Source organism: Hyphomicrobium sp., assembly GCF_019744875.1.
Classification (GTDB): domain Bacteria; phylum Pseudomonadota; class Alphaproteobacteria; order Rhizobiales; family Hyphomicrobiaceae; genus Hyphomicrobium_C.
In genome coordinates this window covers 1198420-1224942 of the sequence record NZ_JAIETU010000002.1, presented here as the reverse complement: position 1 = coordinate 1224942, position 26523 = coordinate 1198420, and the positions used below count along the sequence as shown (strand labels likewise).

Genomic DNA, 26523 nt, shown 5'->3' with positions numbered 1-26523 from the left:
TGTCGGCCGCAAAAATGGCAAAATTTATCGCGCGCGCCGGAAGCAACTCCCGAGGGGGCGGAGTTAATCCCGGTCGGCGGCTTTCCAAAACGGCGCCCATTCGCCTTTTGCTGGTGTCTTTCGGGAGCTTCGAGTTTTTGGGGAGGGGGCTTCGAGCCGTGTCTGGTCCGGGCCGGCCGTTGGAGGCTTGCCGCTGCGTGCCCGGGACGGGTCGTGCCGCGTGTTTAGCTTAACGGCCCGCTGATCACGGTCACCTTGAGCTTGGCGATGCCGAACTTCGCAAATCCGAGCTGTTCGGCCGCCGCGCGAGACACGTCCAGCAGCCGCCCTTTTTTGTAGGGCCCCGAGTTGTTGACCCGCACCAGCACGGACGCGTTCGTCTTGGGGTTCAGCAAAATCAGAATGGTGCCGTTGGGGTAGACCGGGCTCGCGGCATTGTCCGGCAGGTCCGGTCGGAAGTCCTCGCCGGACGACAGCGTGGTGCACGGGTTGTTCTTGTCGACCTTGCAGTCATCATAGAACGAGGCTGTCACGATCTCTTCGAAACCGACGAGTTTGTCCATTTCGGCGAGCGTCTTAACCCTATGACAGATGGTGTTGTAGCAATAGGTCTTGCCGGGCGACTTGGCCGATGCCGAGGAGGGAAAAGCGCCCGATCCGGCAGCGCCGGCGATGGCAACAAGCAGAAGCGAGCCGAGAAAACGGCAGACGGCAGACGTCATTGCGTGTCCATGAGAGGCTTCGGATTTGTGCCAGATCGTAATTGATTCTGAGCTTTAGTATGGCCGCCGCTGCCTTTGTTCGGCACCGGTGCGCAACCGCAACGCAACCTGCCCGCCGCCGCGGACCTCGGGGAACAAAATAGCCGGGGATGAAGGGGCGGATGCCCGCCCCGAGCGCCGCAATAAAGTCCACGAAAGCGGGGAACGTCGCCCCGCGTGCAGGTGTTGCCGTACTGTCGTATATCTGAAGTTTGACTTCGTGACGGTCTTCCACAAAGACTGCGCGATCCTCCGTCCCAAAAGGTCCAAAAACACAACATGACGACGGACCTGCTTGATCCCAAGCGCCACGGGTTCATGAGTTTGGTTCGCGCCGTCGCTCGCGACCGCCTGGCGAATAGGCATGCCGCCGCCTGGATCCTCTCGGCCGTGCTGGCCGCCGCGATGTGGGCCTACTTCGTGGGCCACGAGTGGCCCTGGCTGAACATCGCATTCACCGCCGGCGTAACGGTGACGCTCGTGTCATCGGCGCTGCTCGTCTCGCGCCGCGTGCTCTTCTCGACGGCCGCCGTGGCCAGCCTCGTCGCCCTCATCGTCGCCGTCTCGGAGGTCAAGCGCCACTATCTCGGCATGACGCTCCACGCCTACGACATCGTTTTCTATTTGATGTCGTTCGACACGCTGTCGTTTCTCTGGAGCGGCTTCCGCACCGAGGTGATCGGCCTGTTCGCCGCCATGGCTGCGCTGGCCGCACTCGGCTGGGCCGTGTACCGCTTCGATCCCACGCGCGTCTCCCGCCCGGCCGCCGCAGGCGTGCTCGTACTCGCCCTCGCCACGACCGCCTACACGGTGGCGAACAAGGGCGGGCGCCATCACACGCTCTACTATTGGGACCACCACTACGTTTCGTCGTTCTACCTCTCCTGGGCAGAGACGATCGAGACCTTGTGGCAAGGGCAGCTCATCGAGGCCGCGCCGCAGAACGGCGGCGCGAGCATGCTCGCCGCGCCCGCATCCTGCCGTCCGCAGGAGCGGCCGCCGAACATCATTCTCATCCACCAGGAAAGCGTCTTCCCGCCGAGCCTCTTCCCGGGCATCCGCTACCACAGCGGCCTCGACCCGTTCTTCCGCTCCGCTGACGGCGGCCTGCACAAGCTGCGCGTGGAGACCTACGGCGGCGCGTCCTGGCTGACGGAGTTCTCCGTCCTCGCCGGCGTATCGACGCTGTCGTTCGGCGGCATGCGCCCGTTCGTGCAGTCGCTGATGCAGGGCAAGGTGCACGACACCATCCCTGAGACGCTGGCCCGCTGCGGCTATCGCAACATTCTCTACTATCCGATGCAGAAGGACTTCGTTTCGAGCGGCAAGTTTTACAGCGCTATCGGCTTTTCAGAGATCCTGGACCGCAAGGCGCAAGGCGCCACCAAGTACAACGAGCGCGACCGCTTCTATTACGACAACGCGCTGCGCAACATGCAGGACCACTTCCGCCATTCGCAGGCGCCGATGTTCAACTTCATCATCACGGCCGCGACGCACCTGCCGTACGAGCCGGCGTTCATGCCGGAAATCGAAGTTCCCGGCGGCGGCCCCTCGCCGAAAATGCATGAATACCTGCGCCGCGTCGGCATCGCGAAGATGGACTACGACTACTTCCGCGCCGAGCTGGTCCGCCGCTTTCCGAACGAGCGCTTCCTGATCGTCCAGTACGGCGACCACCAGCCCGTCGTGACGCGCCCGTTCCTCGGCTTCAACGCCACCACCGCCACCGAGGACATGACGATGGGGCCGGAGTCACCCGGCTACCTGACCTACTACACGGTCGACGGCATCAATTTCGATCCGGGTCCGCTGCCGGACGTCGAGGTGCTGGACGTGCCGTATCTCGGAGCGCTGCTGCTCAACGCGGCCCGCCTGCCGCTGTCGGATGCACAACACGAACGGCTGCGTCTGCTCAATGCCTGCCACGGCCGCTACTTCACCTGCGCCAAGCGCGATGAAATTCTGACCTTCCATCGCCGGCTCATCGATTCCGGATTGCTGCTCGCGCGCTAGTTGCGGGGCGTAGCGAGCGGAGAGCCCTGCGGAACGATCAGCATCAGGCGATCCGGACCGACGGAAATCTCGCGCGGAACTTCAAAAAGACGCTCGCCGTCGATCTGCGCCGCGATCTCGCCACTCGTCCGCACGCCAAGCCGCGAGCAGGGAAGCACCGCGACGTCGGTCCGCCCTTCGAGACGCCCCCGGGCGATGGCGATCAACAGCCCCGCGAGTGCGCGCCGTGTGGTCGCGTTCGCGATCACCGCATGGAAGCCCTCGCCAACCAGGCTTTGGGTCTCGGCGATCACGAACGACCCGCCATAGCGCGCCGCGCGCGTCACAATCAGCCACGTCGCGGGATAAGTGCGCTCCTCCACGACGACCTCGAAAGGCCGCGGCTTGTGCACGAGCGCGCGCACGATGGGCCAGGCATAGGCCGCGCGCCCCACCGTGCGCTTCCACGGCATGTTGAGCCGGAGCAGCACGTCCGCGTCGAACCCCACGCCCGCCATCGCCAGAAACGGCGTGCCGTCGGCGAGCCCGCAGCGGATCGGCACGCCCGGGCCGTGCAGCAGCGTTTGCGCCAGCACATTGGCCCGGCAGCGAACGCCGATCTCGCGCGCGAGCACGTTGCCGGTGCCGATCGGAATAATGCCGAGCGGAACGCCGCTGCCGAGAAGCCCCGAAGCCACGCCGCGGATCGTGCTGTCGCCGCCCGCTGCGATGATGGCGTCGAAGTGCCCGGCCGCGACCGCGGACCGCGCGATGTCCTCGTCTGCGGCCAGCGTGTCGGCATGCTCGATGCTGAGCTCGGCGCCGCCCGCTTCGAGCGCGCCGCACACCGCGCGCAGGTAGTGCCGGCCGCGCGTTCCGGCATGGGCGTTGTGGATGATCAGGAGGCGGCGGCGCATCGAGGTCTCGGCAATGACACGGGCGTTCGATCGCCGCGGAGGGGCTGGCCTGAGCCCGGCGGAGCGGCCAGCGTGGAACGAAGCGCCCCTAAAGACCGTTACGCAGATTGATTGTCAACAAAATGGGCAGAAGCCATGCCGGACCCAACGTCAGACCCAAGGCTCTTGAACACGTCAGCTCCGCTCCGGCGCGTCAGCAAGGGCGCGCTGATCGGTGGCGTGTGCGGAGGCTTGGCGCGGTGGCTCGGATGGGACCCCACACTCACGCGCTTCCTCTACGTTGTCGCGACCGTCGCCTCGATCGGCTTTCCGGGCATTCTGACGTACCTCGTGCTGTGGTTCATCATGCCGAGCGACTGACGCCGATGCCCGTCTGCTAAGCTCGTCTACGGATCCACGAGACCGAACGAGATCACGGCCCCTCCCTGGCGGAAGCCCCAGATCTGGCTGCCGCCGGCTGCCACCGCCACATACTGCTTGCCCCCGACCGCGTAGCTGACCGGCGGCGCGTTTACGCCTGCGCCGCAGTTGAATTGCCAGAGCCGGTCGCCCTTCGCGGCGTCGAATGCGGAGAGATTGCCGTTGCCTTCTCCCGTAAAAACAAGCCCGCCCGCCGTGGCAAGCACGCCGCCGACCAGCGGCTCGTTCGTTTTCTGCTGCCAGAGAAGCTTGCCGCCCTTTGCAAGGTCGATCGCGGTCAGCGTGCCCCACCAGGGCACATCCTTCTGCGGCTCGATCGTGTAGTAAGTCACGGCCGGCTTGCCTTCGAACGCGGGCAGCGTTTCGGTGCGGTAGCGCGTCGGCATATGCATGGCGGCAATGAACGCCACGCCCTTGCGCGCGTCGACGGCCGCGGGCGACCAGTTGGCGCCCCCGCCCACGCCTGGCGAGATCGTCACGCCTTCCTTGGTCGGCGACTGGAACATGTTGGCCTGCGGCACGAACGCTTCGGACTTGAACAGGAGACGCCCGTCCCGCCGGTCGATCACGTAGTACCATCCGAGCTTCGATGCCTGCCCGAGCGCCGGCACCGTCTTGCCGTCGACGACCACGTCGAACAGCGACGGCGGGCTCGCCACGTCATAGCCCCACACGTCGTGCGGCACCTGCTGGAAGTACCAGCGCAGCTTGCCCGTCGCAGCCTCGAGCGCGACGATGGACACGGTGTAGAGGTTGTCGCCCGGGCGGCTCTCGCTCGCCGCCTGTGGAGAGGGGTTGCCGACCCCGAGATAGATGAGGCCGAGGGCCGGATCCGCGGCGGGCGCGTGCCACACAGATCCGCCGCCGAACTTCCAGGCATCGCGATGCTCGGGCATTGCTGCCTTTTCCGCTGCAATGTCACGCGGCAGCTTGATGCCGTCGGCCGTCACGGCAGTGAAGGCGCCTTCCCATCCCTCCTGCGTGGTGTCGAACTGCCAGACCTTCTTGCCGGTCGCCGCATCGTATGCGCCGAGAAACCCGGGGCGGCCGTATCGCCCGGCAATCCCGACGACCGCGCCCAGCGGCGTACCAGGCCGGTCGCTTTCCACGTGCAGGCCGTAGCCGACGCCCGTCACGCCGATGAACACCTTCCCGTCATAGACGAGCGGCGCCGAGGACGCGCCAATGCCGGTCGAGCCCGTCACCTTGCCTTTGATGGCCGGGTCGGCGTTGCCGAGCGCGGCCCGGTCCTCCGTGTTTCCGCCGCCCTCTTCGGCCAGTGCGATGTCCCACAGCACCTTGCCGCTGTCCTGCGCCAGCGCGATCAGGCGAGCATCGACCGTCGCCACGAAAACCTTGCCGTACCCGAGCGACACGCCTCGGTTTGCCGGCCCGCAGCACAGCTTGGCGGCGCGTGATTTATGGTCGTAACGCCAGCGTTCCTGTCCGGTCGCAGCGTCGACCGCCATCACGCTCGACCCCGGTGCGGAAACATACATGACGCCATCGGCGACGAGCGGCGTGGTTTGAAACGTCGACGCCGTGCCGGGCTGATAGATCCACTTGGGCACCAGCCCCTTGATCGACTTGGGATTGATCGCATCGAGGGGCGAGAATCTTAGGTTGGCGTAATCGCGGCCATGGATCAGCCAATTGTCCCGGTCGGCATCGGCGCCGAGGAGACGAGCGTCGTCGACATCGCCCGCATGAGCGGGTGGAGAGAGGGCGGGCAGGGGGACGGGGAGAGCGATCGCAACAAGGGCGGCGATGGCGCCGAGACGTGAGACGGCTTGGAGAGGGTGGCGAAGGCGCATGATCGTTTCCCGCGAGTGAAGACCGGAGACCGTAGTGGTAACAGCGCATAACTGATGCGCGTGCTACACAAAGGTCGATATCGTCAATCACAACCTCGCGATCTGGGCGCGGGACGTCGCGCGACGGCCGCGCCGTCGGTGATGGTGTCCGCCCCGTCGGTGGGTGCCGTGCTTGACGCCGCCGCGTGAAAGTCTACGTCTTGGGTTCGCCTCCGAGACAGGCGCCGTCGCGGCAGGAGGCCGCCGCTTCCATGCTGTCCCCCGCCCACGCCTTCGATCCGCTGGAGCCCATTCCGGTTCTCGACACCGGGCCTGAGTTTCCGATGGAAACGCTGGTGGCCCATGAGGCGCGCGCGCATGCCTTGCTCGATCTCGCGACCGGCCCTCTGCCGTCGGCGGCCCTCCGCCAGCTCGACAGCGTCTCTCGCCGATGGCTTGCAAAGTGGGAGAATGCCCACCTCCCTGAAATCGACGCCATCGCCGAGCGGTTGAAACGTCCGGGCGCCTACTTTCTGTCCGTCAACTATGAATGGGCGTGCACCTGCCGCGTCGCACCCGGCCCGGGCCGCAAAAGCGCGCGCCTGATCCGCGTGCTGGACTGGCGCACGCCGGGCCTCGGCCGCCACGTCATCGCCGCGCGCGTGGCGAGCCGCCATGGCCCGTTCGTGACCCTGACCTGGCCGGGCTACACCGGCGTGCTGACGGGCATGGCGCCGGGGCGCTTTTCGGCAGCCCTCAATCAGGCCCCGATGCGCAAGGCCGTGGGGTTCTATGTGCTTGATTGGGCCCTGAGCCGCCGTCGCGTCTGGACCATGCCGCACCCCACGCCGGCCCATCTGCTGCGATCCGTGTTCGAGGAGGCCGCCGATTTCGCCGAGGCCCGGGAGCGGCTGGCGCGTGAGCCCATTTCCACCCCCGCCATCTTCTCGCTGGCAGGCGTCCGGCCGAGCGAAACGATCGTGATCGAGCGCACGGAGACGGATGCCCGCCTTCACGTTGGCCCCAACGTGGCCGCCAATCACTGGGAAGCGCCGGGCTGGCGCGGCCGCTCGCGTGGCATCGCGAGTGCCGAACGGGCCTCGATGATGCACTGCATTGTGCCCGACCTGGAGACCGACTTTACCTGGCTTAAGCCGCCGATCCTGAACGCGACGACCCGCCTCGCCATGGTCGCAGATGCGGCCGAAGGCCGGCTCGTCGCCCAGGGCTTTGAATACATGCGCCCGGCCACGCAGTTACTTCATCTTGTTGCTTAACTGCAAAGTGTTCCGTAGGAGGCATTTCCCTGCGCTCCAATGGGTGTAAGGTGGGTCCGCATCGGAGCAATTTAGGACCAGGAGGCTTCGCGATGGATGACCTCTTCGAGCACGCCATGGAAAGTGAGCGTGATAAGGCAATCAATGGGTTCTACACCCATTTCATCATGTTCCTGGCGGTCATAGCCGGCCTGGCGATCATCAACCTGATCGAGGGCGAGCACTTCTGGGTGCAGTGGGTCGTGCTGGGCTGGGGCGCGGGCATCGCGCTGCACGCCTACAAGGTCTTCGTTGTCCGCGCGCGCGAAGAGCACGCCAAGCACGAGGCGTTCCGGGCGCGCGAGCAGCGCCGCATGGCGGCGGCCTCGGCGGCCGATGCCGCGGCACTTGCCGAGGCGGGTACGGGGCAGGCCCCGGCAGACGCGGCCGATGACGATCAGACACGGCGCCTCTGAAGCACGACGCCTCTGAAGCATCGACGCGCTTCAAACCATCGACAAAAAAACCGGCCGGTGCAGTGCACCGGCCGGTTTCGCATTGAGCGGTGATCGAAGTCTAGAACAGACCCTCGATCAGGCCTTCGGAGTTGAGCCGGATCGAATCCGCCGAGGGCACGCGCGGCAGACCCGGCATGGTCATGATCTCGCCCGTGACGACGACCACGAACTCGGCGCCCGCCGAAAGCCGAAGCTCGCGCACCGGCACCACATGGCCCGTCGGCGCGCCGCGCTTGGTCGGGTCGGTGGAGAACGAGTACTGCGTCTTGGCCATGCAGACCGGCAGATGGCCGAAGCCCATCGCCTCCAGGTCCTTGAACTTCGTCTCGACAGAGCTGTCGCAGGCGATGTCGGAGGCGCGGTAGATCTCGGTCGCGATCTTGCGGACCTTGTCGCGCAGCGGCAGGTCATCCGGATAGAGCGGCTTGAAATCCGCTTTGCCCGAGTTCGCGATCTCGACGACGTGCTGCGCCAGCGCTTCAGTGCCCGCGCCGCCATCGGCCCAGTGCGTGCACATGAAGGCGCGCGTGCCCATGCTTTCGGCAGCGCGCATGACTTCCTGGATTTCCGCGTCGGTGTCCGTGATGAAGCGGTTGATGGCGACGATTGCCGGCACGCCGAACTTGTTCACGTTCTCGATGTGGCGCTTGAGGTTGTCGCAGCCCTTGGCAACGGCGGCGACGTCCTCGTTCTTGAGGTTGTCCTTGGCCACGCCGCCATGCATCTTCAGCGCGCGCACGGTCGCGACGATCACCGTAGCGGCCGGCTTGAGGCCCGCCTTGCGGCACTTGATGTCGAAGAACTTCTCGGCCCCGAGATCGGCGCCGAAGCCCGCTTCCGTCACGACGTAGTCGGAAACCTTGAGCGCGCTCTTGGTCGCCAGCACCGAGTTGCAGCCATGCGCGATATTCGCGAACGGCCCGCCGTGAATGAAGGCGGGGTTGTTTTCGAGCGTCTGCACCATGTTCGGCATCAGCGCGTCCTTGAGCAGCACGGTCATGGCGCCGTCTGCCTTGAGATCACGCGCACGCACCGGCTTCTTCTCGCGCGTGTAGCCGATGATGATGTTGCCGAGGCGGTTTTCGAGATCCTTGAGGTCGCTCGCAAGACAGAGGATGGCCATCACCTCGGACGCCACCGTGATGTCGAAGCCGTCCTCGCGCGGGTATCCGTTCGAGACGCCGCCGAGCGAGTTCGTGATCGAGCGCAGCGCGCGATCGTTCATGTCGAGAACGCGCTTCCACTCGACGCGGCGGCTGTCGATGCCGAGGCTGTTGCCCCAGTAGATGTGATTGTCGATCAGGGCCGAGAGCAGGTTGTGCGCGCTCGTGATGGCGTGGAAGTCGCCGGTGAAGTGCAGGTTGATGTCTTCCATCGGAACGACCTGCGCATAGCCGCCGCCGGCCGCGCCGCCCTTGACGCCGAAGCAGGGGCCGAGCGAAGGCTCGCGCAGGCAGCACATGGCCTTCTTGCCGATGCGGTTGAGGCCATCCGTGAGACCGACCGTCGTCGTGGTCTTGCCTTCGCCGGCCGGCGTCGGACTGATGGCCGTGACGAGGATCAGCTTGCCGTCGGGGCGGGTGTTCAGCGCGTTGATGAAGTCGAACGAGAGCTTCGCCTTCGTGGTGCCGTAGGGGATGATCGCGTCGGCAGGGATTCCGAGTTTCGCCGCAACTTCCGTGATCGGCCGCATCTTGGCTTCGCGCGCGATCTCGATATCTGATTTCACCGTCACGGTGTTCCCTCCGAATGGTCGTTTCTGTATGTGCACCCCGCCGCCGCACAGGTGGGGCCGAAGCTGGCGATATTGGCGTTTTGCGTGCGCTTCGCCAAGCGGCACGATAGCGCTTGGACACGATGACGCGACGTGCAAATTCTTTCGCAGTTGCGAATGCTGCGAATACCCATTGTGAAATTTTTTGCACGCCATGATCACGCGCAGCGGCGTCTCCGGGCGGTTTTCGGCGCACCCTCGGTCGAACTGTCGGTTGGCACCGCCCGCCCCATCGGCTAGGGACACTGGAGACGAGCAACCGCGCACGGGTCCATGAGCACATCAGCCGACTTCAGCCACCTCGACGACCTGGTCACGATCCGGGACTGGTTGCGCTACGCGGTCAGCCGCTTCACGGCGGCCAATCTGTCGTTCGGCCATGGCACTGAGACAGCCCTCGACGAGGCCGCCTACCTCATTCTGTCGGCGCTGAGCCTGCCCATCGATCAGCTTGAGCCCTGGATGGAGGCACGCCTGACGCGTGACGAGCGCGCCAGGGTGGCGGACCTGATCCAGCAGCGCGTCGCGACCCGCAAGCCCGCCGCATATCTGGTTAACGCGGCCTGGATCCGCGGTCGCCCGTTCTACGTCGACGAGCGTGTGATCGTGCCGCGCTCCTACATCGGCGAGCTCCTGGACGACGGGCTCTCGGCCGTGGTGCCCGACCCCGATGGCGTCGAAAGCATCCTCGACCTCTGCACCGGCTCGGGCTGCCTCGCCATCCTGGCCGCCCTCACGTTCCCGAACGCGGCCGTCGACGCCATCGACATCTCGGTCGGCGCGCTCGAGGTCGCGGCCCGCAACGTCGAGGACTACGGCCTCGGCGACCGGGTCGCCCTCCACCGGTCCGACCTCTTTGCCGGCCTCGAAGGCCGGACCTACGACCTCATTATCGCCAATCCGCCCTACGTCACCGCCGAAGCCGTCGCGGCCTTCCCGCCCGAGTACAGGGCCGAGCCCGAGCTGGCCCATCTCGGCGGCGACGACGGGCTGGACATCGTGCGCCGCATCCTGGCCGAGGCCGCTGTTCATCTGAATACTGAGGGGATGCTGGTGGTCGAAGTCGGCATGGCGCGCGAGGCGCTTGAAACCGAATACCCGTCGTTGCCGTTCCTTTGGCTCGATACCGAGCAAAGCGAGGGCGAGCTGTTTGCGCTGTCCGCCGACGCTTTGAGGCGCCAGGGAGGCGATAGGAGACGCAAGGCATGACCGGCAGCGTTTCGAACGACACGGCCTGGAAGCATCGCGAGTTGATGCTCACCATCGCGCGCAGGCCCTTCTTCTGCTGTTGTTGCGTCTGCCTGCCGAGGGACGACCGCCGCCGCGCGCGCCGCGTGTTCCGCCTCACGCGCCGCATCCTGCGCGACTGGCGCCGGGCAGAGGAGCGAGCAGAGGAGGAGGCCCGCCTGGCCTCAAATGAGCCGCGCGAGACGCCGAAGAGCTGACGAAGCCGGTTGGACGCGGGGGGACACGGGCAATGCGCAGCGCCGGGATGGCCATCGTGCTTGCGGGAATTGGGCTCGCGGGCGTCTGGCCCCTAGCGGCCCTCGCGGCAGACCCCGCGCCGCTCGTCATCAAGTTCAGCCACGTGGCCGCGCCCCAATCGCACAAGAGCCGCGCCGCCGAGCACTTCAAGGCGCTTGCCGAGCGCTACACGAACGGCCGCGTCCGCATTGAGCTCTACCCGAACTCGCAACTCTACAAGGACAAGGAGGAGCTGGAGGCCCTGCAACTCGGAGCCGTGCAGATGCTCGCGCCGTCCGTGTCGAAGTTCGGCCCGCTCGGCATCAAGGCCTTCGAGGCGTTCGACCTGCCCTACATCTTCCCCGACTACGAGGCCCTGGAGAAAGTCACGCACGGCGACATCGGCCGCGATCTCTTGGGCAGGCTGGAGGCGAAAGGCCTCATCGGACTCGCCTACTGGAACAACGGCTTCAAAATCCTGTCGGCCAACACCCCGCTCCGCGAACCGGACGACGTGCTCGGTCTCAAGATGCGCATCCAGGCGTCGAAAGTCATCGAGGCGCAGATGTGGGCGATGGGCGGCGTGCCGCAGGTGATGGCCTTTTCGGAGGCCTATCAGGCGCTCTCGTCGGGCGTGGTCGACGGCACGGAAAACACGCCGGCCAACATGTACACGCAGAAAATGTACGAGGTGCAGACCCACGCCACGATGACGAACCATGGCTATCTGGGCTACGCGGTGATCTCTAATCACGCGTTCTGGACCGGCCTTCCGCCCGACATTCGCGCCGCCCTCGAACGCGCCGTGGCCGAGACGACGCCGGTCGCCAACGCGTATGCCGGCCAGGAAAACGACGACGCGCTGGCTGAGATGAAGGCCTCCGGCCGCACCACGTTCCACGAGCCGACGGAGGCCGAGCGCGCGGCCTGGATCGCCGCGCTCTTGCCTGTCCACGACGAGATGGCGGGCCGTGTTGGCCGCGACCTCATCGATCGCATCTATGCCGTCACGGGCCGCAAGCCTCACTAACCCCGTTCCGCGGGGCAGGAGCCTGTCAGACGTCCACCAGCACGGTGAACCCGCCCATCGACATCTTCTTCATGTCGAACGGCATCGACTTGGGATCCATGTCGTTGAGGCGCGGGTCTTTCATGACCTTGGCGTTCACCTGGTTCCGCTGCGCCTTCGATTTGTAGACGATCCAGGAGAACACCGCCGTCTCGGTCGGCTTGAGCTTCAGGAGCTTGGGAAACGGGCGCCCGAACGGCATGTCGAGGTCGTCACCGACACATTCGCGATATTCGAGCGCGCCGTATTCGCGCCAGACCTTGCCGGCCTTCTTTGAGATCTTCTTGTAGTCGTCGATCTTGTCGGTCGGCACAATCAGCAGAAATCCATCAACGTAGGCCATTCTTCAGTCCTTCTGCGGGTGTGGTCAGATACAAACTAGGTCCGTCACGGCAAAATGGCCAGCGTGGCAAGTGGATCGTGACGGCGCTCCGTTCCCGTGCGATAGCGGCAGGACGAGACTGAACCGCGCGTCCGCGACTGGGAGGGAGCGATGGCCGCCGACAGCACGAGCCGCGCCCTGCGCGCGCTGGATCGCCTGGAGGAGATCGTCATCGCGACGCTGCTCGGCGCGGCGACGCTTCTGATCTTCGTCGCCGTGGCGCAGCGCTATGGCCTCTCGGGGATCGCCTCCCTCTACCGATGGTCCCGTGCGGAGGGACTGGAAGGCCTGAGCGCCGTCAGCAAGAACCTGTTCTTCGCCGTCGCCTATGTCCGCCTGACGTGGGCTCAGGAGCTGTGCATCTTCATGGTCGTGTGGATGGCCAAGTTTGGCGCCGCCTACGGCGTGCGCACGGGCATCCACGTCGGTGTCGACATCCTCGTCGAGCGCCTGACCGGCAACGCGCAACGCGTTCTCATCATTGCCGGGTTGCTGTCAGGCGCGTTCTTCACCGCCGTCATCGGCACGCTGGGGGCCAGCCTCGTCTGGCACATCTACGACACGGGCCAGACGTCGGCCGTGCTCGAGCTGCCGATGTGGATCGTCTATCTCGCCGTGCCGCTTGGCTCCTATCTGATGTGCTTCCGCTTCCTCCAGGTGGCCTGGCACTTCTGGCGCACGGGAGAACGTCCCCACCACGACCCCGGCGCCGTCGAAGGCGTGGGCTCCGACACTGGCGCCGAGGTGCCCCGGTGACGACCGCCTTCATCTTTCTGGTTCTCGTCGGGCTCCTGCTGGTCGGCATGCCGGTCTCCATCGCGCTCGGCCTCACCGTTCTCACGGTGCTGTTCACGCTGACGGACGCGCCCCTCAGCGCTGTTGCCCTCAAGCTGTTCACCGGCATCGAGCACTTCGAATTGATGTGCGTGCCGTTTTTCATCGTTGCCGGCAACTTCATGACGCACGGCGGCGTCGCCCGCCGCATGATCCGTTTCGCAACGTCCATGGTGGGCCATTGGCCGGGCGGGCTTGGCCTCGCCGCCGTCGTGGCGTGCGCCATTTTTGCGGCCCTGTCCGGATCGTCACCGGCAACCGTCGTCGCCATCGGCTCGATCATGATCCCGGCCATGGTCGCGCGCGGCTACCCGAAGAGCTTCAGCGCGGGCGTCGTCGCCTCGTCCGGCGCGCTCGGCATTCTCATTCCCCCATCGATCGTCATGGTGCTCTACAGCGTCGCGACGTCCGGCATGGCGGTGGTCGGAGCCGACGGAAAACGCATCCACGCGGCCTCCGTGGACGACCTCTTCATGGCCGGGGTCGTGCCGGGCCTCGTGCTCGCCGCGTTGCTCGCGCTCACGACCGTGTGGCTGGCGTGGCGGCGCGGCTATCCCGCCACGGCGCGCCAGCCGTGGAGCGAGCGCCTCGCGGCGTTCGTCGATTGCTTCTGGGGCCTGGCGCTGATCGTGATCGTCATGGGCGGCATCTACGGCGGCGTGTTCACGCCCACGGAGGCGGCCGCGGTGAGTGCCGTCTATGCGTTTGTGGTCGCGGTCTTCATCTATCGCGATCTGCCGCTCAGCGCGGTGCCGCGCGTGCTGCTGCAATCGGCCAGCATGAGCGCCATGCTGCTCTACATCATCACCAACGCCGTGCTGTTCACGTTCCTGCTCACCCACGAGCAGATCCCGCAGGCCATGGCGGACTGGCTCATTCATCAGGGCTTCGGCCCCATAACGTTCCTGCTGGTGGTGAACGTCATCCTGCTCGCGGCGGGCTGCATCATGGAGCCGGCGTCGGTGACGCTGATCCTCGCGCCGATCCTGTTCCCGGTGGCCGCGAGACTCGGCATCGACCCCGTTCACTTCGGCATCATCATGGTGGTCAACATGGAGATCGGCATGATCACGCCGCCCGTGGGGCTCAATCTCTATGTCGCGAGTGGCATCTCACGGCTCGGCCTGATGACCATGTCTCACGCAGTCGTGCCGTGGCTCTGTACGATGGTGGCGTTCCTGATGGTCGTCACGTTCTGGCCGGACTTGTCCCTGGCCCTGCCGCGCTGGCTCGGCATGCTCTGACCCAAACAAAAATCCCCCCTCTCCGTGTGGAGAGGGGGGAAGAATTAGCGCGAAGCCAAGCTTCACTTAGCCCGAAGGGCCGGGAGCAAGGCGACCCGGCGGGAGCGCCGCCCCCGCGGAGCGCCGTCCACGCGAAGCGTGGCTTCGCAAGGACAAGCGCGTGAGCGAAAAATCAACCGAAGGCGCCCCAGTGGTGCGAGATACCCGTTCCGATTTCGCGCACGAGCTCGTAGGCGCGCTCCATCGGCTCCAGGATTTCCGTTTCGATGCGGCCGTAGTCGTCGATGCCCTTGGGCAGGTAGCTGGCCTTCTCGGTGAACTGGCCGTCGTCGTGCGGATCGTCGACACGGCGCGGGAACGCCTGCCGCACCACGCTGACCACTTCGGGGATCTCGAGCGAAAGCGCCTTGCCGATGATCTCCTCATGCGTCACCTCGTTCGTCGGCGTGAAGCGGGGAAGCTGCGCCGTGAGGATGAAGATGCGCATGATCAGCGCCGCGCGGATCGCCTGCAGGAGATCGAGCTCCATGCGGTGATCGTCCGGAATCTTGCCGCCCTCGACACCAATTTCTTCGAGGATGCCGTGCAGCTCGATGGCGTCGAGCCGCAGGTAGTGCGCAAGCCCGTTGATCTTCTGCGCGCGGTCGTCGTCGAGCAGGCGCTCGGCCAGGAACTTGAACGCGCCGTCGAGATGCGCCTCGCGCGCCCACGAAGCACGCTGCGCCCAGAAGCCCGCATCGAACACGATCGCGTTGACGCCCACAGCGTTGAGGCTCGAAAGCCGCTTGCCGCGCGCGATCATCTCGATCAGCGGCCGGAGTCGCGACGACTTCTTCGCCATTTCGACGAACCGCTCACGCTCGCTGCCGACGGCCGAGCCGAGGCCGGCCACCACGTTCGCCACATAGCCGAACTGCTGCAGGATGGCGTTGTTCGGAATGGCGCGCATGCGAGCCGGATCGCCGCGATCGGAATGGTGATCGCCCTGCCGCTTGACGGGCCGGGAGCCGGTCTTGAACAGCAGGTTGGCGCCGAACGCACCGAGCAGAGCGCGATAGCCGGGGTGGGCGAACAGCTCCTGCTGGTAGTCGCGCAGGCGGATCTGGAAGTCGAGCGCGAGGTTGGTGTCCGTATAGAACGGATCCTCTCCCGAGCCCGGATCCTTGCCGCTCATGATGATGGTTGCGAGCGCGCGTTGTGCAAATGCGCGGTTGGCGAAGTAGAGATAGCCGTCGCCGCCCTGGAAGCTCGTCTCGTGCTTCACCGGCAGTCCGTCGCGGAAGAAGCGCCAGCGCGACTCGCCCGGGAACACGTAGCGCAGGCGCCGCCGCAGCGTGCCGGGGTGCGCACCGCGTCCCATGCTCTCGCCGTGCGTCGAGAAGATCAGCGTCTCGACGTTCTTGATGCCGGACTTGCGGACAACCTCGGCAAGGCCGTGATGCAGGCGCTCGTGCGCGAGGCCCGCCGCGATCTGGCCGATAAAGCGGCCAGCGTCGGAGTAGCCCGTCTGCACCGCGAGGCGCCCGCGCTTGGTCACGTAGTCGCGGTAAGCTTCTTCGGCGAGCAGCCGCTCGACGAGGCGCTGGCCGGTTTCGAGCGCGGCCGGCGTTTCGAACAGCGGCGAGATGTCGACGATCTCGGAAACGCCGAACAGCTTGGCGAAGTAGAGCGCGATCAGGATCGTGCCCGGCGTCTCGCATTCCGCGATGAGGTAGCGGATCGGCGTTTCGCTATCGATGTGCTTCGAGATCTGCGACACGAGCGCGAACTGGCGGATAGCGGTCGCGTTCTCGAGGTCGAGCGTTTCGAAGTTGACCTTCTCCGGCTTCACCGTGCGGATCATTTCGACGATGCGCGCGAGCGCTTGCCGCTCGGTCAGGTCACGCGTCCAGCTCTCGTGCACGAAAGCGCGGAACGCGTTGTTGATCTGCACGGCGTTGACGCGCACGTGGATGTGGCTCATGCCGAGCCCGGTGGCGCGCAGCAGGCCGGCGATGGAGGCCACGGCAACCTTGCTCTCGAGCGAGCTGGTCGCCTGCGTGATCTGCTCGAGCAGCGCCAGAAGCGGCTCGGTGCTGGTCAGGTTATGACCGTCGCCCTGCGTGATGACGTTCGCCGCGTGCGCAAGCGTGAAGCCGTTCTTGCCGACAGCTTCCAGCGCCTTGAGATGGCTTTCGGAGGCCGCGACAGCGAGGTCGAGCTTGCCGGTGATCTGGCGCACGAGCCGGACCATCTCCGCTTCTTCGCCGAGCTGCGGGCGCAACGCCTGCACGCGCTCGCGGATGTCGGAAAGGGCCGCGATCTTTTCCCGAAGGCGCAGGAGGAACGAGAACGTCCACTTGATGTCCGTGCGCCCGTCGAGGTCGTAGCCGACCCACGAGGCGAACGTCGCGAGCTGGGGATTAGAGTACAGCGCCTTGTCGCCGAATGTCTCGTGCGCCGTGTGGAAAAAATCGCTGAGAATATCGCAGTAGGCATCGCGCAGGTTGCGGACCGCGGACTGGGCGCGCGCGTGCTCGTACTCGAGCGTCAGCGGCGCGTCGGGCCGGTGCGGAAGCCCGATCGTCTGGCCTTCGGCGCTGCCGGACACGGCGATTTCAGCCATGCGGTTGGAGAGCGCTTCCGAAATGCCGAACGTGGGATGAGCGGTGAAAACGATGCCATTGCGCGCACGCGAGAACCGCGACTTGAAGGCGTCGAAGGCCCGGTCGTCCTTGCCGGCGCAGTACGTTTTGATGAAGTCGGAGAATTCCTTGCGCGTCGCCGCTTCGTTGTCGACGCCGATCTGGTCCTTGAGCAGCACGGCGCGATGCACGCAGGCGCTGTCCATCAGGCGCGTCGACAGCTCCGAGATGTCGTCGATGCTGATCTCACCGTTCTCGAGACGTCGCGAAAGGTTGAACGCGACGGAGACAATCGGATTGAGCGTCGGCTGGTCGGGGATCTGGGCCCGAAGCCCTTTCAGTTCGGCGCGCAGCGACATTTCGTCGAGCTTGCTTCCGCCGGAGGTCTGGTTCTTGGACGACATCTGATCTCCTCAACGCCCCGGTTGATGCGGGGCTCGCGCAACGAGAGTCCCAAAAGGCAGAGAAGGGCCCGGCGGCCCTGAGACCGCCGGGTCGTCGAGCCGCCTCTGCCATCGGGAGCAGAGACAGCTCGGACCTGAGAGAGGACGCGCGCCGGGCCGAATGGGAACTCGGTTGCCGGAAAGTCGGCGCGTCCGCCGGGCGATCAGGCCGCCTTGCGTCCAGCAAGCACGCGCTGAACCGTGGCGCCCATTTCGGACGGTGTCGGTGCAATCGCAACGCCGCAGTTGGCCAGGATTTCGACCTTCTCCGCCGCGGCTTCGCCGAATGCGGAAACGATCGCGCCGGCATGACCCATGCGGCGGCCCTTCGGTGCCGAAAGGCCTGCGATGTAGGCAACGACCGGCTTCTTGAAGTGGTCGCGGATGTATTCGCCGGCTTCCGCTTCCTGCGGGCCGCCGATTTCACCGATCATCATCACGGCGTCCGTGTCCGGATCCTGCGCGAAGTGTTCGAGCACGTCCTTGAACGAGGAGCCGTTGATCGGGTCGCCGCCGATGCCGACCGAGGTCGAGACGCCGATGCCGAGCGCCATGAGCTGCGAAGCAGCCTCATAGCCGAGCGTGCCCGAGCGGCCGACGATGCCGACGCGGCCCGGCATGTAGATGTGTCCCGGCATGATGCCGAGCATTGCCTTGCCGGGCGAGATGGTGCCAGCGCAGTTCGGACCCGTGAGAACCATGCGGTTCTCTTTCTTGTAGCGCCGCATGTAGCGCTTCACGCGGATCATGTCCTGCGTCGGGATGCCGTCCGTGATGCAGACGCAGTACTTGATGCCCGCGTCTGCCGCTTCCATGATCGCATCCGCCGCGAACGGCGGCGGAACGAACACGATCGAAGCTTCAGCCTTGGTCTCGTCGACCGCGCCCTTCATGGTGTTGAACACCGGACGGCCGAGATGCGAGGTGCCGCCCTTGCCGGGCGTGACGCCGCCGACCACGTTGGTGCCGTAGTCGATCATTTCCTGCGCGTGGAACGTGCCGATGCGGCCGGTGAAGCCCTGCACGAGGATCGGCGTATTTTCGTTGATGAAGATGGCCATGTTCGCTCCTCCTTACGCGGCGTTCTTGGCGGCCGCGACGGCCTTGTTCGCAGCGTCAGCCAGCGTCTCGGCGCTGATCATGGTGAGACCGCTTTGATCGATGATCTTGCGGCCTTCCTCGACGTTGGTGCCGGCCAGGCGCACGACGATCGGAACTTTGATTTCAAGTTCCTTGATCGCGTCCACCACGCCCTTCGCAACCCAGTCGCAGCGATTGATGCCTGCGAACACGTTGACGAGGATGGCCTTCACGTTCTTGTCGCGCAGCACGGCCTTGAACGACTTCGTCACGCGTTCGGGCGAAGCGCCGCCGCCGATGTCGAGGAAGTTCGCAGGCTCGCCGCCGGCCAGCTTGATCATGTCGAGCGTGGCCATGGCGAGGCCGGCGCCGTTCACGATGCAGCCGATGTCGCCATCGAGGCCGACGTAGGAGAGGCCGCGATCGTTGGCGTAGGTCTCGCGGCTGTCTTCCTGGCTCTTGTCGCGCAGTTCAGCGATCTGCGGACGGCGGAACAGAGCGTTTTCGTCGAAGCTCATCTTGGCGTCGAGCGCCACGACCTGCTTCTGCTTGGTGATCACGAGCGGGTTGATTTCGAGCATCGATGCGTCGAGATCGCGGAACGCGCGGTAGCAGCCGAGGATCACGCGCTCGAGCTTGCCCACGATTTCAGGCTCGACACCGAGGCCGAACGCGACTTCACGAGCCTGGAAGCCCTGCATGCCGACAGCCGGATCGACAGCCACCTTGATGATGGTGTCGGGCTGGCTATGCGAGATTTCCTCGATGTCCATGCCGCCGGCAGCCGACGACACGACGACGATCTTCTCGGCCGCGCGGTCCATGACGAAGGAGAGATAGATCTCCTTGTCGATGTCGGTCGCTTCCTCGACGTAGAGGCGCGAGACGAGCTTGCCGGAGGGGCCGGTCTGGATCGTGACGAGCTTCTTGCCGAGCAGCCCTTCGGCTGCCGCCTCGATCTCGTCGTCCGACTTGCAGACCTTGATGCCGCCAGCCTTGCCGCGGGCGCCCGAGTGGATCTGTGCCTTGACGACACAGCGTGTGCCGCCGATCTCGTGCGCACGGTAGACTGCCTGCTCAGGGCTGTAGGCAAGACCGCCGCGCGGGACCGGCACGCCGAACTTCGCGAGAAGCTCTTTGGCTTGGTACTCGTGAATGTCCATTCTGGACCTCCTTGGGGGGTGTTTCCTCGATTTTTCTTATTTTGCGCGTGCGGCCTCGCCGGCCTTGATCGCGGCTGCCGTGGCGAGCAGGTTGTTCGCCATCTTTTCCGACGCAGCGTCGATCATCTTGCCGTCGAGCGAGGCAGCGCCCTTACCCTGGGCTTCAGCTTCCTTGAGCGCCACGAGAATGCGCTCGGCGCGTTCCACTTCCTTGGCGGTCGGCGAGTAGATCTCGTTGGCGAGCTCGATCTGCGAAGGATGGATCGCCCACTTGCCTTCCATGCCGAGCGCGGCGCCGCGGCGTGCAGCGGCCTTGTAGCCTTCCGGATCGTCGATGCCGCCGAACGGGCCGTCGATCGGACGCAGGCCGAATGCGCGGCAGGCGACCGTCATGCGCGACAGCGGGAAGTGCCACTGGTCGCCCGGATAGTCGGGGTTGAGGCCGCCGATGACGACGGTGCGGGCCTTGTTGAAGGCCGAGTAGTCGGCAACGCCGAAGTGCATCGACTCGAGGCGGCTGTTGGCCGAAGCGATGGCTTCGACGTTGGCCATGCCGAGCGGGGTCTCGATCAGCGCTTCAGTGCCGATCTGGTGGGGAAGGCCCTTGGCGACTTCGATCTGGCTGACGAAGCTCTCGATGGCGTAGACGTCGGCGGGAACGCCGACCTTCGGGATCAGGATCGTGTCGAGCTTCGCGCCGGCCTGCTCGCAGATGTCGACGACGTCGCGATAGCAGTAGTGCGTGTCGAGGCCGTTGATGCGGACGGAGACGCTCTTGCCAGCGCCCTTCCAGTCGAGATCGTTGAGGGCCTGAATGATGTTCTTGCGGGCCTGCTCCTTCTCGGGCGGCGCGACGGCGTCTTCACAGTCGAGGAACACGTAGTCGGCGGCACTCTTGATGGCGCGGTCGATCATCGTCGGGTTCGAACCCGGAACGGCGAGATACGAACGCTGCAGGCGCTGCTTACGGAGCGGATAAAGAGTGTAGCTCATCTGGCATTTCCTCGATCAGGATTGTTTTTGAAGACACGTCCGGCGAAATCCGTTGCCGAGGGCATAGGACGGGACGCGGAGGGATCAAAGTGGAAAAAAGGCGACGCCCGGAACCGAGCGCCGCCCTGAAATCAAGCGGCGCTCTGCAGAGCGGGCTTGGTTGCCGTCTTGCTGAAGTACTCGGCTGCGGCACCCGTGCCCGAGCCGAACTTGACCGGCACGCCGCAATCCTTGAGCGCCATTTCGACGTTGAACAGCACGCCGCCGATCATGCCCTCGTCGAGAGCGCCGAGGTGGCCGATGCGGAACACCTTGCCGGCGACCTTGTTGAGGCCGGTTCCGAGCGAGGTGTTGTAGCGGTAGTAGGCCGTCTTCAGAACGTTGACCGCATCGATGCCTTCCGGCACCAGGATGGCCGACACCGTGTCCGAGTGCCACTTGGGCTCCTTGGCGCAGAGCTTGAGGCCCCAGGCGTCGACAGCGGCGCGCACGCCGTTGGCGAGGCGCGTGTGGCGCGCGATGACGTTGTCGAGGCCTTCAGCGAAGATGAGGTCGAGCGAAGCGCGCAGGCCGCGGATAAGCTGCGTGGCCGGCGTGTAGGGGAAGTAGCCAAGATCGTTGGTCTTGATCATGTCTTCCCACGAGAAGAAGCAGCGGTTCATGCGGCCGTTGAGGCTCTTGTTCGCATCGAGCGCCTTCTGCGACACAGCCAGGATGCCGAGGCCCGTCGGCAGCATGAAGCCCTTCTGCGAGCCGGAGACGCAAGCGTCAACGCCCCACTCGCCCATGCGCATGTCGAGCGAGCCGACCGACGACACGCCGTCGACGAACAGCAGCGCCGGGTGCTTGGCGGCATCGAGAGCCTTGCGCACGCCTGCGATGTCGGACGAGACGCCCGTTGCGGTTTCGTTGTGCGTGGCGAACACGGCCTTGATTTCGTGTGCGGTGTCCTTGGCGAGAATGTCGGCATACTTCTCGAGCGGAACGCCCGTGCCCCACTCTTCGTCGCAAAGCTCCACCTTGAGGCCGAGACGCTCGGCCATGTCGACCCAGAGCAGCGAGAACTGACCGAAGCGGCTCATCAGAACCTTGTCACCGACGGCGAGCGTGTTCGTGATGGCCGATTCCCAGGCGCCGGTGCCCGACGACGGGAAAATGAAAACGCGGCCGTCCTTCATCTTGAAGACCTTCTTCAGGTCCTCGAATACGGGAAGCGTGAGCTTCGGGTAGTCGGCGCTGCGCATGTCTTCCATGGGAATGTTCATGGCCATGCGAACGGCATCGGGAACGTTGGTCGGGCCTGGAATGAAAAGGTGCGGCTTCACCATATTGGTCATGTGCGTCTCCTCGCGAGTAAAGCTTCCGTCTTTTTGCCCAACCTTAGCGTTGTGACTGATTTGAACGTCAGCCATATCGCTCGCTGATCCGCGCAACCGTGGACGTTGCCGTTGCGGTGTCAGCGTTGAGTTTTCGCAAAATCTAGGGTGATCCCCGGAGGCGATTTGATAGCTGCTCGACGATTGCCTCGGAGGCAGTTCGTAAGCGGCCGTCGCATCGTGCACAACACCCGCAAGGAGAGTTGCCGGAAATCTCTTGAGTAGGTTTATCGTTGGTCCGGGTGGCCTTGGGAATGCCCCATGTGGGTAGTTTTCGTCCTACCCACCTGCGGCGTAAGCGCTCTTGGAATGCGCGATGTGAAAATGAGCGACGCGAAGACTGCGCGAAGCCGCTCAGCGTTGTTCGCGCGTGCCCGTCTGCGTCATGAACAACGCAACCGCCATGGCGCGGTTGTTGACGTTGAGTTTGTCGTAGAGATTCTTGAGATGATACTTGACCGTGTTGCGCGAAATACCGATACGCGCCGCGATTTGCAAGTTCGACCATCCATCCGCGAGTGCCGCCAGCAACTCGCGCTCGCGCACCGTGAGCGCGCCGAGCGGATCGTTCTCGTCGGCTTCCATGTCGACATAGGGAAACGAGACGCGCCCGTGTGAAACCGTCGAGATCGTCTCGAGCAGAACCTCCGGCTCATCCGATTTCGACATGAAGCCCCAGCCGCCTGCGCGAATGGTGCGTCGCACAATCTCGTCGCCCGGCTCGCCGGTGTAGACGATCGTCCGCGTCTGGCTCTTGCGCTTCTTCAATTCGGCGAGCACGTCGCCGCCCGTCATGTCCGGCAGCGCCCATCCGATGATCGCGATATCGACCGTTTGCGCCGCGACGAGATCGAGCAGCGCCGCGCCCGTCGAAACCGCGGCCGTCATCACGAAGCGTCCATCGCGCGCCACGATATCAGCGAGCCCGGTGCGGATGACCGGGTTCTTGTCGGCGATCGCGATCGATCGATGTGTCTCGGACGGCATTGGCGGCGGCGCTTTCAAAACTCAGGGACGTAGCAGTAGCAGGCCATTGCTTGAGAGCGACTTTACGCGCCTCGGTCGCGAAGTGGCCAGCCCGATCAGGCCCTCTCAGTCAAGCTCCGGCGATCGCCACGTCGCGAAAATGCGCGGTTGCGCGCACCAGCTCGTCGATCGTACCGGGCTCGGTCATCGCATGGCCCGCGTCGGGGACGATACGCAACTCGGCAGATGGCCACAGCGCCGAGAGGTCCCAGGCGCTTCTGACCGGGGTTACCACGTCGTAGCGCCCGTGGACGATGATGCCCGGAATGGAGGCCAGCGCGCCCACATGCTTGAGCAGCGCGCCGTCCTCCGCAAAGAAGCCGTGGTTAACGAAGTAGTGGCACTCGATCCGCGCGAAGGCGAGCGCATAGGCGGGGTTCGCAAACGACCGGACGCGGGTCTTGTCCTCGATCAGCGACAGCGTCGTGCCTTCCCAGACGCTCCAGGCCTCCGCGGCCGGCAGGTGGACGCGGGGATCGGGATCGATCAGGCGCTTGTAGTAGGCGCCGATCATGTCGCCGCGCTCGGCCGGCGGGATGATGCGCTCGAACGCCTCCCAGGCATCCGGAAAGAGGTTGCTGCAACCCGACTGGTAGAACCACGCCAGCTCGAACTGCCTGAGCAGGAAGATGCCGCGAAGCACCAGCGCCGTGACGCGCTCGGGGTAGGTCTCCGCATAGGCCAGCGCCAGCGTCGACCCCCACGATCCGCCGAACAGTTGCCAGCGCCCGATGCCGAGATGGCGGCGCAGCCGCTCGATGTCCTCGACCAGGTGCCACGTCGTGTTGTTCTCGATCGAGGCGTTCGGCCGCGAGCGCCCGCATCCGCGCTGGTCGAGCAGGATGATGCGGTAGTGCGACGGGTCGTGGAAACGCCGCATCGCCGGATTGCAGCCGCCGCCCGGGCCGCCGTGCACGATCAGCACCGGCGCTCCGGTGCGCTTGCCGCATTCCGCGAAATAGAGCGTGTGTCCGTCGCCCGTTTCGAGGAAGCCTTCGTTGAAGGGCTCGAGCGCGGGATAAAGCGTCACGCGATCACGGCCCGGCGAGAGGCGCGCCGCGCCCCCGCGGGCTGTCGCATCTCCGCGTGTCTGCCCGTGGGCCGTCATGAGCGCTGGGCCTTGGCGCGCCGCTCATAGCGCATCTCGCGATCGTAGAGCACTTCGCCTCCGGGAACGCGAATGTCGCGCAGCAGCTCCATGATGTGCTTCTGCGGACCCGGCGTCGCCAGCGCAACCGCGATCGTTGCGACCACGCTCGCCGGAAGCCCGATCGCCGCCGCAAGCGCGCCGTCCGTGCCCGTCAGCCCCGCTTCGCCCGCAATGATCGCAAGCACCGTCACGCCGAAGCCTGTGAGCATGCCGGCCACCGCGCCGAACACGTTGAGCCGCTTCCACCAGATCGAGAGAACGAGCACGGGAAAGATCGAGGCGCCCGTGAGTGCGATCGCCCACAGCATGAGTTCGAGCGGATCAGTCGGCGTCACCAGAGCGAGCAGCACCGCCAGCGCCGCGGCCGTGCCGAGCGCAAGCCGCGCGACCGTGAGGCGCGTCCCCGGTTGCGGCGGAGACCACGAGAGGCCGAACACGATGTCCTCGGAGAGGATGTTGCCGAGCGCCAGCGCCACCGCCCCGCCGGTCGCGAGCGCTGCCGCGACCACGCCTGCCGCCGCAAGATACGTGAACACCGCCGGCATCCCGGAGGCCATGGGCAGACTGATCAGCACATCGTCGCGGCTGACGTTGAAACTCGAAAGCGTGGGCCGCCCGTCGCCCGCAACCGCGACATAACCCTGCGCCTTGAGCAGATCGAACCACTCCGGAAACCGTACCGGGCCGATGGCCGTCACGATGTCCGTCAGGTAGTCGCGCATGAACACGGCGATCGACGCGATCGTCAGCATGGCGATGCCGAACAGCAGCGTCGCCCAGCCGAGCGACTTGCGGGCCTCGTAGACGCCGGGCGTGCTGGCCACGCGCTGCAGAAGCCAGGGCGAACTCGCGATGCCCGCCAGAAGCGAGAGCGTCATGATGACGAAGGCGAGGGGGCCGATGCTGCCGAACGCATCGGAATAGCGCTTGGCGATGGGCCCGAGCCCTTCGCCGGGAATGTCGAATGCGAGCGCGGGCGGCAGAATGATGGGCAGCCCCTGGGCGGCTTCCGCGCGTCCCACCGCGCGCAGCACCGGGCCCGCCGAAAACTGCGGCAACGGCAGGTTGGTGACGATCACGGCCACGATGGCGACGGGCACGAGCAGCGCCAGCAGCGAGGCAATGCTCTGCCCGGCCGACGACCACGCCAGCGAGCGCATGCCCCCGCCTGCCACCGAGATGACGATGAGCCCGGCCAGCAGCAGCACGCACAGCGTGTGAGACACGGGGAAGAACCAGCTCACTGCGTGCGCGCCCATGCGCAGCTCCGCCGCCAGCACCAGCATCATCGGCACGATCAGAATGCCCCCGGCCACCAGTCGCAGCGTGGTGCTGTCGAGCCTCCGGCCGAGATAGCTCGGGATCGTGAACGCGCCGAACTTGCGAATGAACGGGGCCAGCAGAACCGCCATCACGACGAAGCCCGCAAGGCCCCCGATGACGAAGCACAGGGCGTCGAACCCGATCATGAAGAACACGCCCGTGAGCGCCACCAGTCCCGTTGCGCCGAGTGCGGTCTGCGCGATGACGAGGCCGGTGTAGAAGGCGGGGACGCGGCGGCCGGAGGCGAAATAGTCGATCGGCGTGCGCGTCGAGGCGGTGCCCCCGATGATCGAGTAGAGGGCGGCGGGGCCGAACAGCATGGCGTACCGCAGCATGTCGTCGTCGACGCCGAGGCCCTCGAGAATGAGCGTCATCAGCGTGATCGCAATGAACGCGCTGATGAAGATGCCGAAGTAGTTCCCGAGGCGCGGGTTGACGTAGCCTGTCCGGTGCGACAGCGCCATGAGCTCAGGTCTCCCCCATGCAGCCGAAGGCACGGCCGCCCGCCCGCCGTTCGGAGCGCGTTCCCGTGATCACTCAGCTATCCTCATGCGCGCCGTGCCAGTGGTCGATTGCGTCCTGGCGATTGACGAAGCTCGCAACCGTGATCACGGCGATCAGCACCAGGCCATGCAGGCACAGGAAGTAGCCGAGCGGAAAGCCCATGAACTTGCTGGAGTTCAGCCGGTCCGCATAGAGCGGCAGCACGATGATCACGGTGAGAAAGGGCGCGAGGCTGGCGATCATCTGCCATTTGGTATGCCGCCAGTAGGGCTTTCGTTCGCGCCGTTCGATCATGGCTAGGCAAGGCCTCCCTGGTCTGGTGGTCCACCTCGTGCGGGCGAGATGTGGTTGCTTTGAGGCAAACGGCCTGTCCTTGGTGCCCGACCGGTCCGATTGGCGGGTTTGATCCCGCAG

General features: G+C 65.4%; 23 protein-coding genes. 9 read left to right on the top strand and 14 right to left on the bottom strand.

Annotation, left to right across the window (positions count from 1 at the left end; genetic code table 11):
- Positions 1 to 224 precede the first annotated feature (224 nt).
- Positions 225 to 722 carry a septal ring lytic transglycosylase RlpA family protein gene (locus K2Y42_RS05790; protein ID WP_291149607.1) on the bottom strand — a complete coding sequence of 166 codons (498 nt, stop codon included), beginning with the start codon at positions 720 to 722 and terminating at the stop codon, positions 225 to 227.
- A 318-nt stretch (positions 723 to 1040) separates the two neighbouring features.
- Between K2Y42_RS05790 and K2Y42_RS05785 the strand changes: the two genes are divergently transcribed.
- Positions 1041 to 2777, top strand: a complete 1737-nt coding sequence (locus K2Y42_RS05785) for a sulfatase-like hydrolase/transferase (RefSeq protein WP_291149604.1) — start codon at positions 1041 to 1043, stop codon at positions 2775 to 2777.
- On the opposite strand, the gene K2Y42_RS05780 is transcribed toward K2Y42_RS05785, so the two are convergent.
- Entirely contained in the window at positions 2774 to 3673 is a 900-nt protein-coding gene (locus K2Y42_RS05780; RefSeq protein ID WP_291149600.1) for a diacylglycerol kinase family protein, read from the bottom strand. The two genes, K2Y42_RS05785 and K2Y42_RS05780, sit on opposite strands and share 4 nt — an antisense overlap.
- Before the next feature lie 165 nt (positions 3674 to 3838).
- Between K2Y42_RS05780 and K2Y42_RS05775 the strand changes: the two genes are divergently transcribed.
- On the top strand, positions 3839 to 4033 hold the full coding sequence (locus tag K2Y42_RS05775; RefSeq protein WP_291149597.1) for a PspC domain-containing protein: 195 nt from the start codon (positions 3839 to 3841) through the stop codon (positions 4031 to 4033).
- A 26-nt stretch (positions 4034 to 4059) separates the two neighbouring features.
- On the opposite strand, the gene K2Y42_RS05770 is transcribed toward K2Y42_RS05775, so the two are convergent.
- Positions 4060 to 5907, bottom strand: coding sequence for a PQQ-binding-like beta-propeller repeat protein (locus K2Y42_RS05770; RefSeq protein WP_291149595.1), 1848 nt, complete (start codon positions 5905 to 5907; stop codon positions 4060 to 4062).
- A 251-nt stretch (positions 5908 to 6158) separates the two neighbouring features.
- On the opposite strand from K2Y42_RS05770, the gene K2Y42_RS05765 reads away from it, so the two are divergent.
- Complete coding sequence (locus tag K2Y42_RS05765) at positions 6159 to 7163, top strand: hypothetical protein (protein WP_291149592.1); 1005 nt, start codon at positions 6159 to 6161, stop codon at positions 7161 to 7163.
- A gap of 92 nt (positions 7164 to 7255) precedes the next feature.
- A complete protein-coding gene (locus K2Y42_RS05760) occupies positions 7256 to 7618 on the top strand; it encodes a 2TM domain-containing protein (RefSeq protein ID WP_291149589.1) in 363 nt (120 codons plus the stop codon).
- 100 nt (positions 7619 to 7718) lie between these two features.
- Here the strand turns inward: K2Y42_RS05760 and K2Y42_RS05755 are convergent, their stop codons facing one another.
- Positions 7719 to 9395 carry a formate--tetrahydrofolate ligase gene (locus K2Y42_RS05755; protein ID WP_291149588.1) on the bottom strand — a complete coding sequence of 559 codons (1677 nt, stop codon included), beginning with the start codon at positions 9393 to 9395 and terminating at the stop codon, positions 7719 to 7721.
- A gap of 312 nt (positions 9396 to 9707) precedes the next feature.
- Between K2Y42_RS05755 and prmB the strand changes: the two genes are divergently transcribed.
- From prmB to K2Y42_RS05740, 3 genes are read left to right on the top strand one after another with little or no spacing between them, the layout of a single operon-like run.
- On the top strand, positions 9708 to 10643 hold the full coding sequence (gene prmB / locus K2Y42_RS05750; RefSeq protein WP_291149585.1) for a 50S ribosomal protein L3 N(5)-glutamine methyltransferase: 936 nt from the start codon (positions 9708 to 9710) through the stop codon (positions 10641 to 10643).
- Positions 10640 to 10879, top strand: coding sequence for a hypothetical protein (locus K2Y42_RS05745; RefSeq protein WP_291149583.1), 240 nt, complete (start codon positions 10640 to 10642; stop codon positions 10877 to 10879). The genes prmB and K2Y42_RS05745 overlap by 4 nt, the downstream gene beginning before the upstream one ends.
- 32 nt (positions 10880 to 10911) lie before the next feature.
- Complete coding sequence (locus tag K2Y42_RS05740; protein WP_291149580.1) at positions 10912 to 11928, top strand: TRAP transporter substrate-binding protein; 1017 nt, start codon at positions 10912 to 10914, stop codon at positions 11926 to 11928.
- Between the two features lie 25 nt (positions 11929 to 11953).
- Here the strand turns inward: K2Y42_RS05740 and K2Y42_RS05735 are convergent, their stop codons facing one another.
- Complete coding sequence (locus K2Y42_RS05735) at positions 11954 to 12310, bottom strand: DUF1428 domain-containing protein (protein ID WP_291149576.1); 357 nt, start codon at positions 12308 to 12310, stop codon at positions 11954 to 11956.
- Positions 12311 to 12460: 150 nt separating this feature from the next.
- Between K2Y42_RS05735 and K2Y42_RS05730 the strand changes: the two genes are divergently transcribed.
- Both K2Y42_RS05730 and K2Y42_RS05725 read left to right on the top strand, forming a co-directional pair.
- On the top strand, positions 12461 to 13105 hold the full coding sequence (locus K2Y42_RS05730) for a TRAP transporter small permease (RefSeq protein ID WP_291149567.1): 645 nt from the start codon (positions 12461 to 12463) through the stop codon (positions 13103 to 13105).
- Positions 13102 to 14427, top strand: coding sequence for a TRAP transporter large permease subunit (locus K2Y42_RS05725; protein WP_291149565.1), 1326 nt, complete (start codon positions 13102 to 13104; stop codon positions 14425 to 14427). The genes K2Y42_RS05730 and K2Y42_RS05725 overlap by 4 nt, the downstream gene beginning before the upstream one ends.
- Before the next feature lie 172 nt (positions 14428 to 14599).
- Here the strand turns inward: K2Y42_RS05725 and K2Y42_RS05720 are convergent, their stop codons facing one another.
- From K2Y42_RS05720 to K2Y42_RS05680, 9 genes are all read right to left on the bottom strand, one after another.
- Positions 14600 to 17455, bottom strand: a complete 2856-nt coding sequence (locus tag K2Y42_RS05720) for a phosphoenolpyruvate carboxylase (RefSeq protein WP_291149562.1) — start codon at positions 17453 to 17455, stop codon at positions 14600 to 14602.
- Between the two features lie 203 nt (positions 17456 to 17658).
- Positions 17659 to 18555 (bottom strand): succinate--CoA ligase subunit alpha, encoded by an 897-nt coding sequence (gene sucD / locus K2Y42_RS05715; protein WP_291149560.1) that lies wholly within the window; start codon positions 18553 to 18555, stop codon positions 17659 to 17661.
- 12 nt (positions 18556 to 18567) lie between these two features.
- Complete coding sequence (locus K2Y42_RS05710; RefSeq protein ID WP_291149557.1) at positions 18568 to 19737, bottom strand: malate--CoA ligase subunit beta; 1170 nt, start codon at positions 19735 to 19737, stop codon at positions 18568 to 18570.
- A gap of 36 nt (positions 19738 to 19773) precedes the next feature.
- Complete coding sequence (locus K2Y42_RS05705) at positions 19774 to 20730, bottom strand: CoA ester lyase (RefSeq protein WP_291149555.1); 957 nt, start codon at positions 20728 to 20730, stop codon at positions 19774 to 19776.
- 131 nt (positions 20731 to 20861) lie between these two features.
- Complete coding sequence (locus K2Y42_RS05700; RefSeq protein WP_291149551.1) at positions 20862 to 22067, bottom strand: aminotransferase class V-fold PLP-dependent enzyme; 1206 nt, start codon at positions 22065 to 22067, stop codon at positions 20862 to 20864.
- A gap of 393 nt (positions 22068 to 22460) precedes the next feature.
- Positions 22461 to 23093, bottom strand: a complete 633-nt coding sequence (locus K2Y42_RS05695; protein WP_291149548.1) for a response regulator transcription factor — start codon at positions 23091 to 23093, stop codon at positions 22461 to 22463.
- A 109-nt stretch (positions 23094 to 23202) separates the two neighbouring features.
- Entirely contained in the window at positions 23203 to 24240 is a 1038-nt protein-coding gene (gene pip / locus K2Y42_RS05690) for a prolyl aminopeptidase (protein WP_291149546.1), read from the bottom strand.
- Positions 24237 to 26069 carry a sodium:solute symporter gene (locus K2Y42_RS05685; RefSeq protein WP_291149543.1) on the bottom strand — a complete coding sequence of 611 codons (1833 nt, stop codon included), beginning with the start codon at positions 26067 to 26069 and terminating at the stop codon, positions 24237 to 24239. The genes pip and K2Y42_RS05685 overlap by 4 nt, the downstream gene beginning before the upstream one ends.
- Positions 26070 to 26142: 73 nt before the next feature.
- Complete coding sequence (locus K2Y42_RS05680; protein WP_291149540.1) at positions 26143 to 26403, bottom strand: DUF4212 domain-containing protein; 261 nt, start codon at positions 26401 to 26403, stop codon at positions 26143 to 26145.
- Positions 26404 to 26523: the final 120 nt, after the last annotated feature.

Coding starts and splice junctions, on each gene's coding strand:
- K2Y42_RS05695 (WP_291149548.1), bottom strand. CDS start 23,093: ATGCCGTCCGAGACACATCGATCGATCGCGATCGCCGACAAGAACCCG.
- K2Y42_RS05740 (WP_291149580.1), top strand. CDS start 10,912: ATGCGCAGCGCCGGGATGGCCATCGTGCTTGCGGGAATTGGGCTCGCG.
- K2Y42_RS05735 (WP_291149576.1), bottom strand. CDS start 12,310: ATGGCCTACGTTGATGGATTTCTGCTGATTGTGCCGACCGACAAGATC.
- K2Y42_RS05705 (WP_291149555.1), bottom strand. CDS start 20,730: ATGAGCTACACTCTTTATCCGCTCCGTAAGCAGCGCCTGCAGCGTTCG.
- pip (WP_291149546.1), bottom strand. CDS start 24,240: ATGACGGCCCACGGGCAGACACGCGGAGATGCGACAGCCCGCGGGGGC.
- K2Y42_RS05790 (WP_291149607.1), bottom strand. CDS start 722: ATGACGTCTGCCGTCTGCCGTTTTCTCGGCTCGCTTCTGCTTGTTGCC.
- K2Y42_RS05720 (WP_291149562.1), bottom strand. CDS start 17,455: ATGTCGTCCAAGAACCAGACCTCCGGCGGAAGCAAGCTCGACGAAATG.
- K2Y42_RS05685 (WP_291149543.1), bottom strand. CDS start 26,069: ATGGCGCTGTCGCACCGGACAGGCTACGTCAACCCGCGCCTCGGGAAC.
- K2Y42_RS05680 (WP_291149540.1), bottom strand. CDS start 26,403: ATGATCGAACGGCGCGAACGAAAGCCCTACTGGCGGCATACCAAATGG.
- prmB (WP_291149585.1), top strand. CDS start 9,708: ATGAGCACATCAGCCGACTTCAGCCACCTCGACGACCTGGTCACGATC.
- K2Y42_RS05760 (WP_291149589.1), top strand. CDS start 7,256: ATGGATGACCTCTTCGAGCACGCCATGGAAAGTGAGCGTGATAAGGCA.
- K2Y42_RS05765 (WP_291149592.1), top strand. CDS start 6,159: ATGCTGTCCCCCGCCCACGCCTTCGATCCGCTGGAGCCCATTCCGGTT.
- K2Y42_RS05710 (WP_291149557.1), bottom strand. CDS start 19,737: ATGGACATTCACGAGTACCAAGCCAAAGAGCTTCTCGCGAAGTTCGGC.
- K2Y42_RS05745 (WP_291149583.1), top strand. CDS start 10,640: ATGACCGGCAGCGTTTCGAACGACACGGCCTGGAAGCATCGCGAGTTG.
- K2Y42_RS05700 (WP_291149551.1), bottom strand. CDS start 22,067: ATGACCAATATGGTGAAGCCGCACCTTTTCATTCCAGGCCCGACCAAC.
- K2Y42_RS05785 (WP_291149604.1), top strand. CDS start 1,041: ATGACGACGGACCTGCTTGATCCCAAGCGCCACGGGTTCATGAGTTTG.
- K2Y42_RS05730 (WP_291149567.1), top strand. CDS start 12,461: ATGGCCGCCGACAGCACGAGCCGCGCCCTGCGCGCGCTGGATCGCCTG.
- sucD (WP_291149560.1), bottom strand. CDS start 18,555: ATGGCCATCTTCATCAACGAAAATACGCCGATCCTCGTGCAGGGCTTC.
- K2Y42_RS05780 (WP_291149600.1), bottom strand. CDS start 3,673: ATGCGCCGCCGCCTCCTGATCATCCACAACGCCCATGCCGGAACGCGC.
- K2Y42_RS05770 (WP_291149595.1), bottom strand. CDS start 5,907: ATGCGCCTTCGCCACCCTCTCCAAGCCGTCTCACGTCTCGGCGCCATC.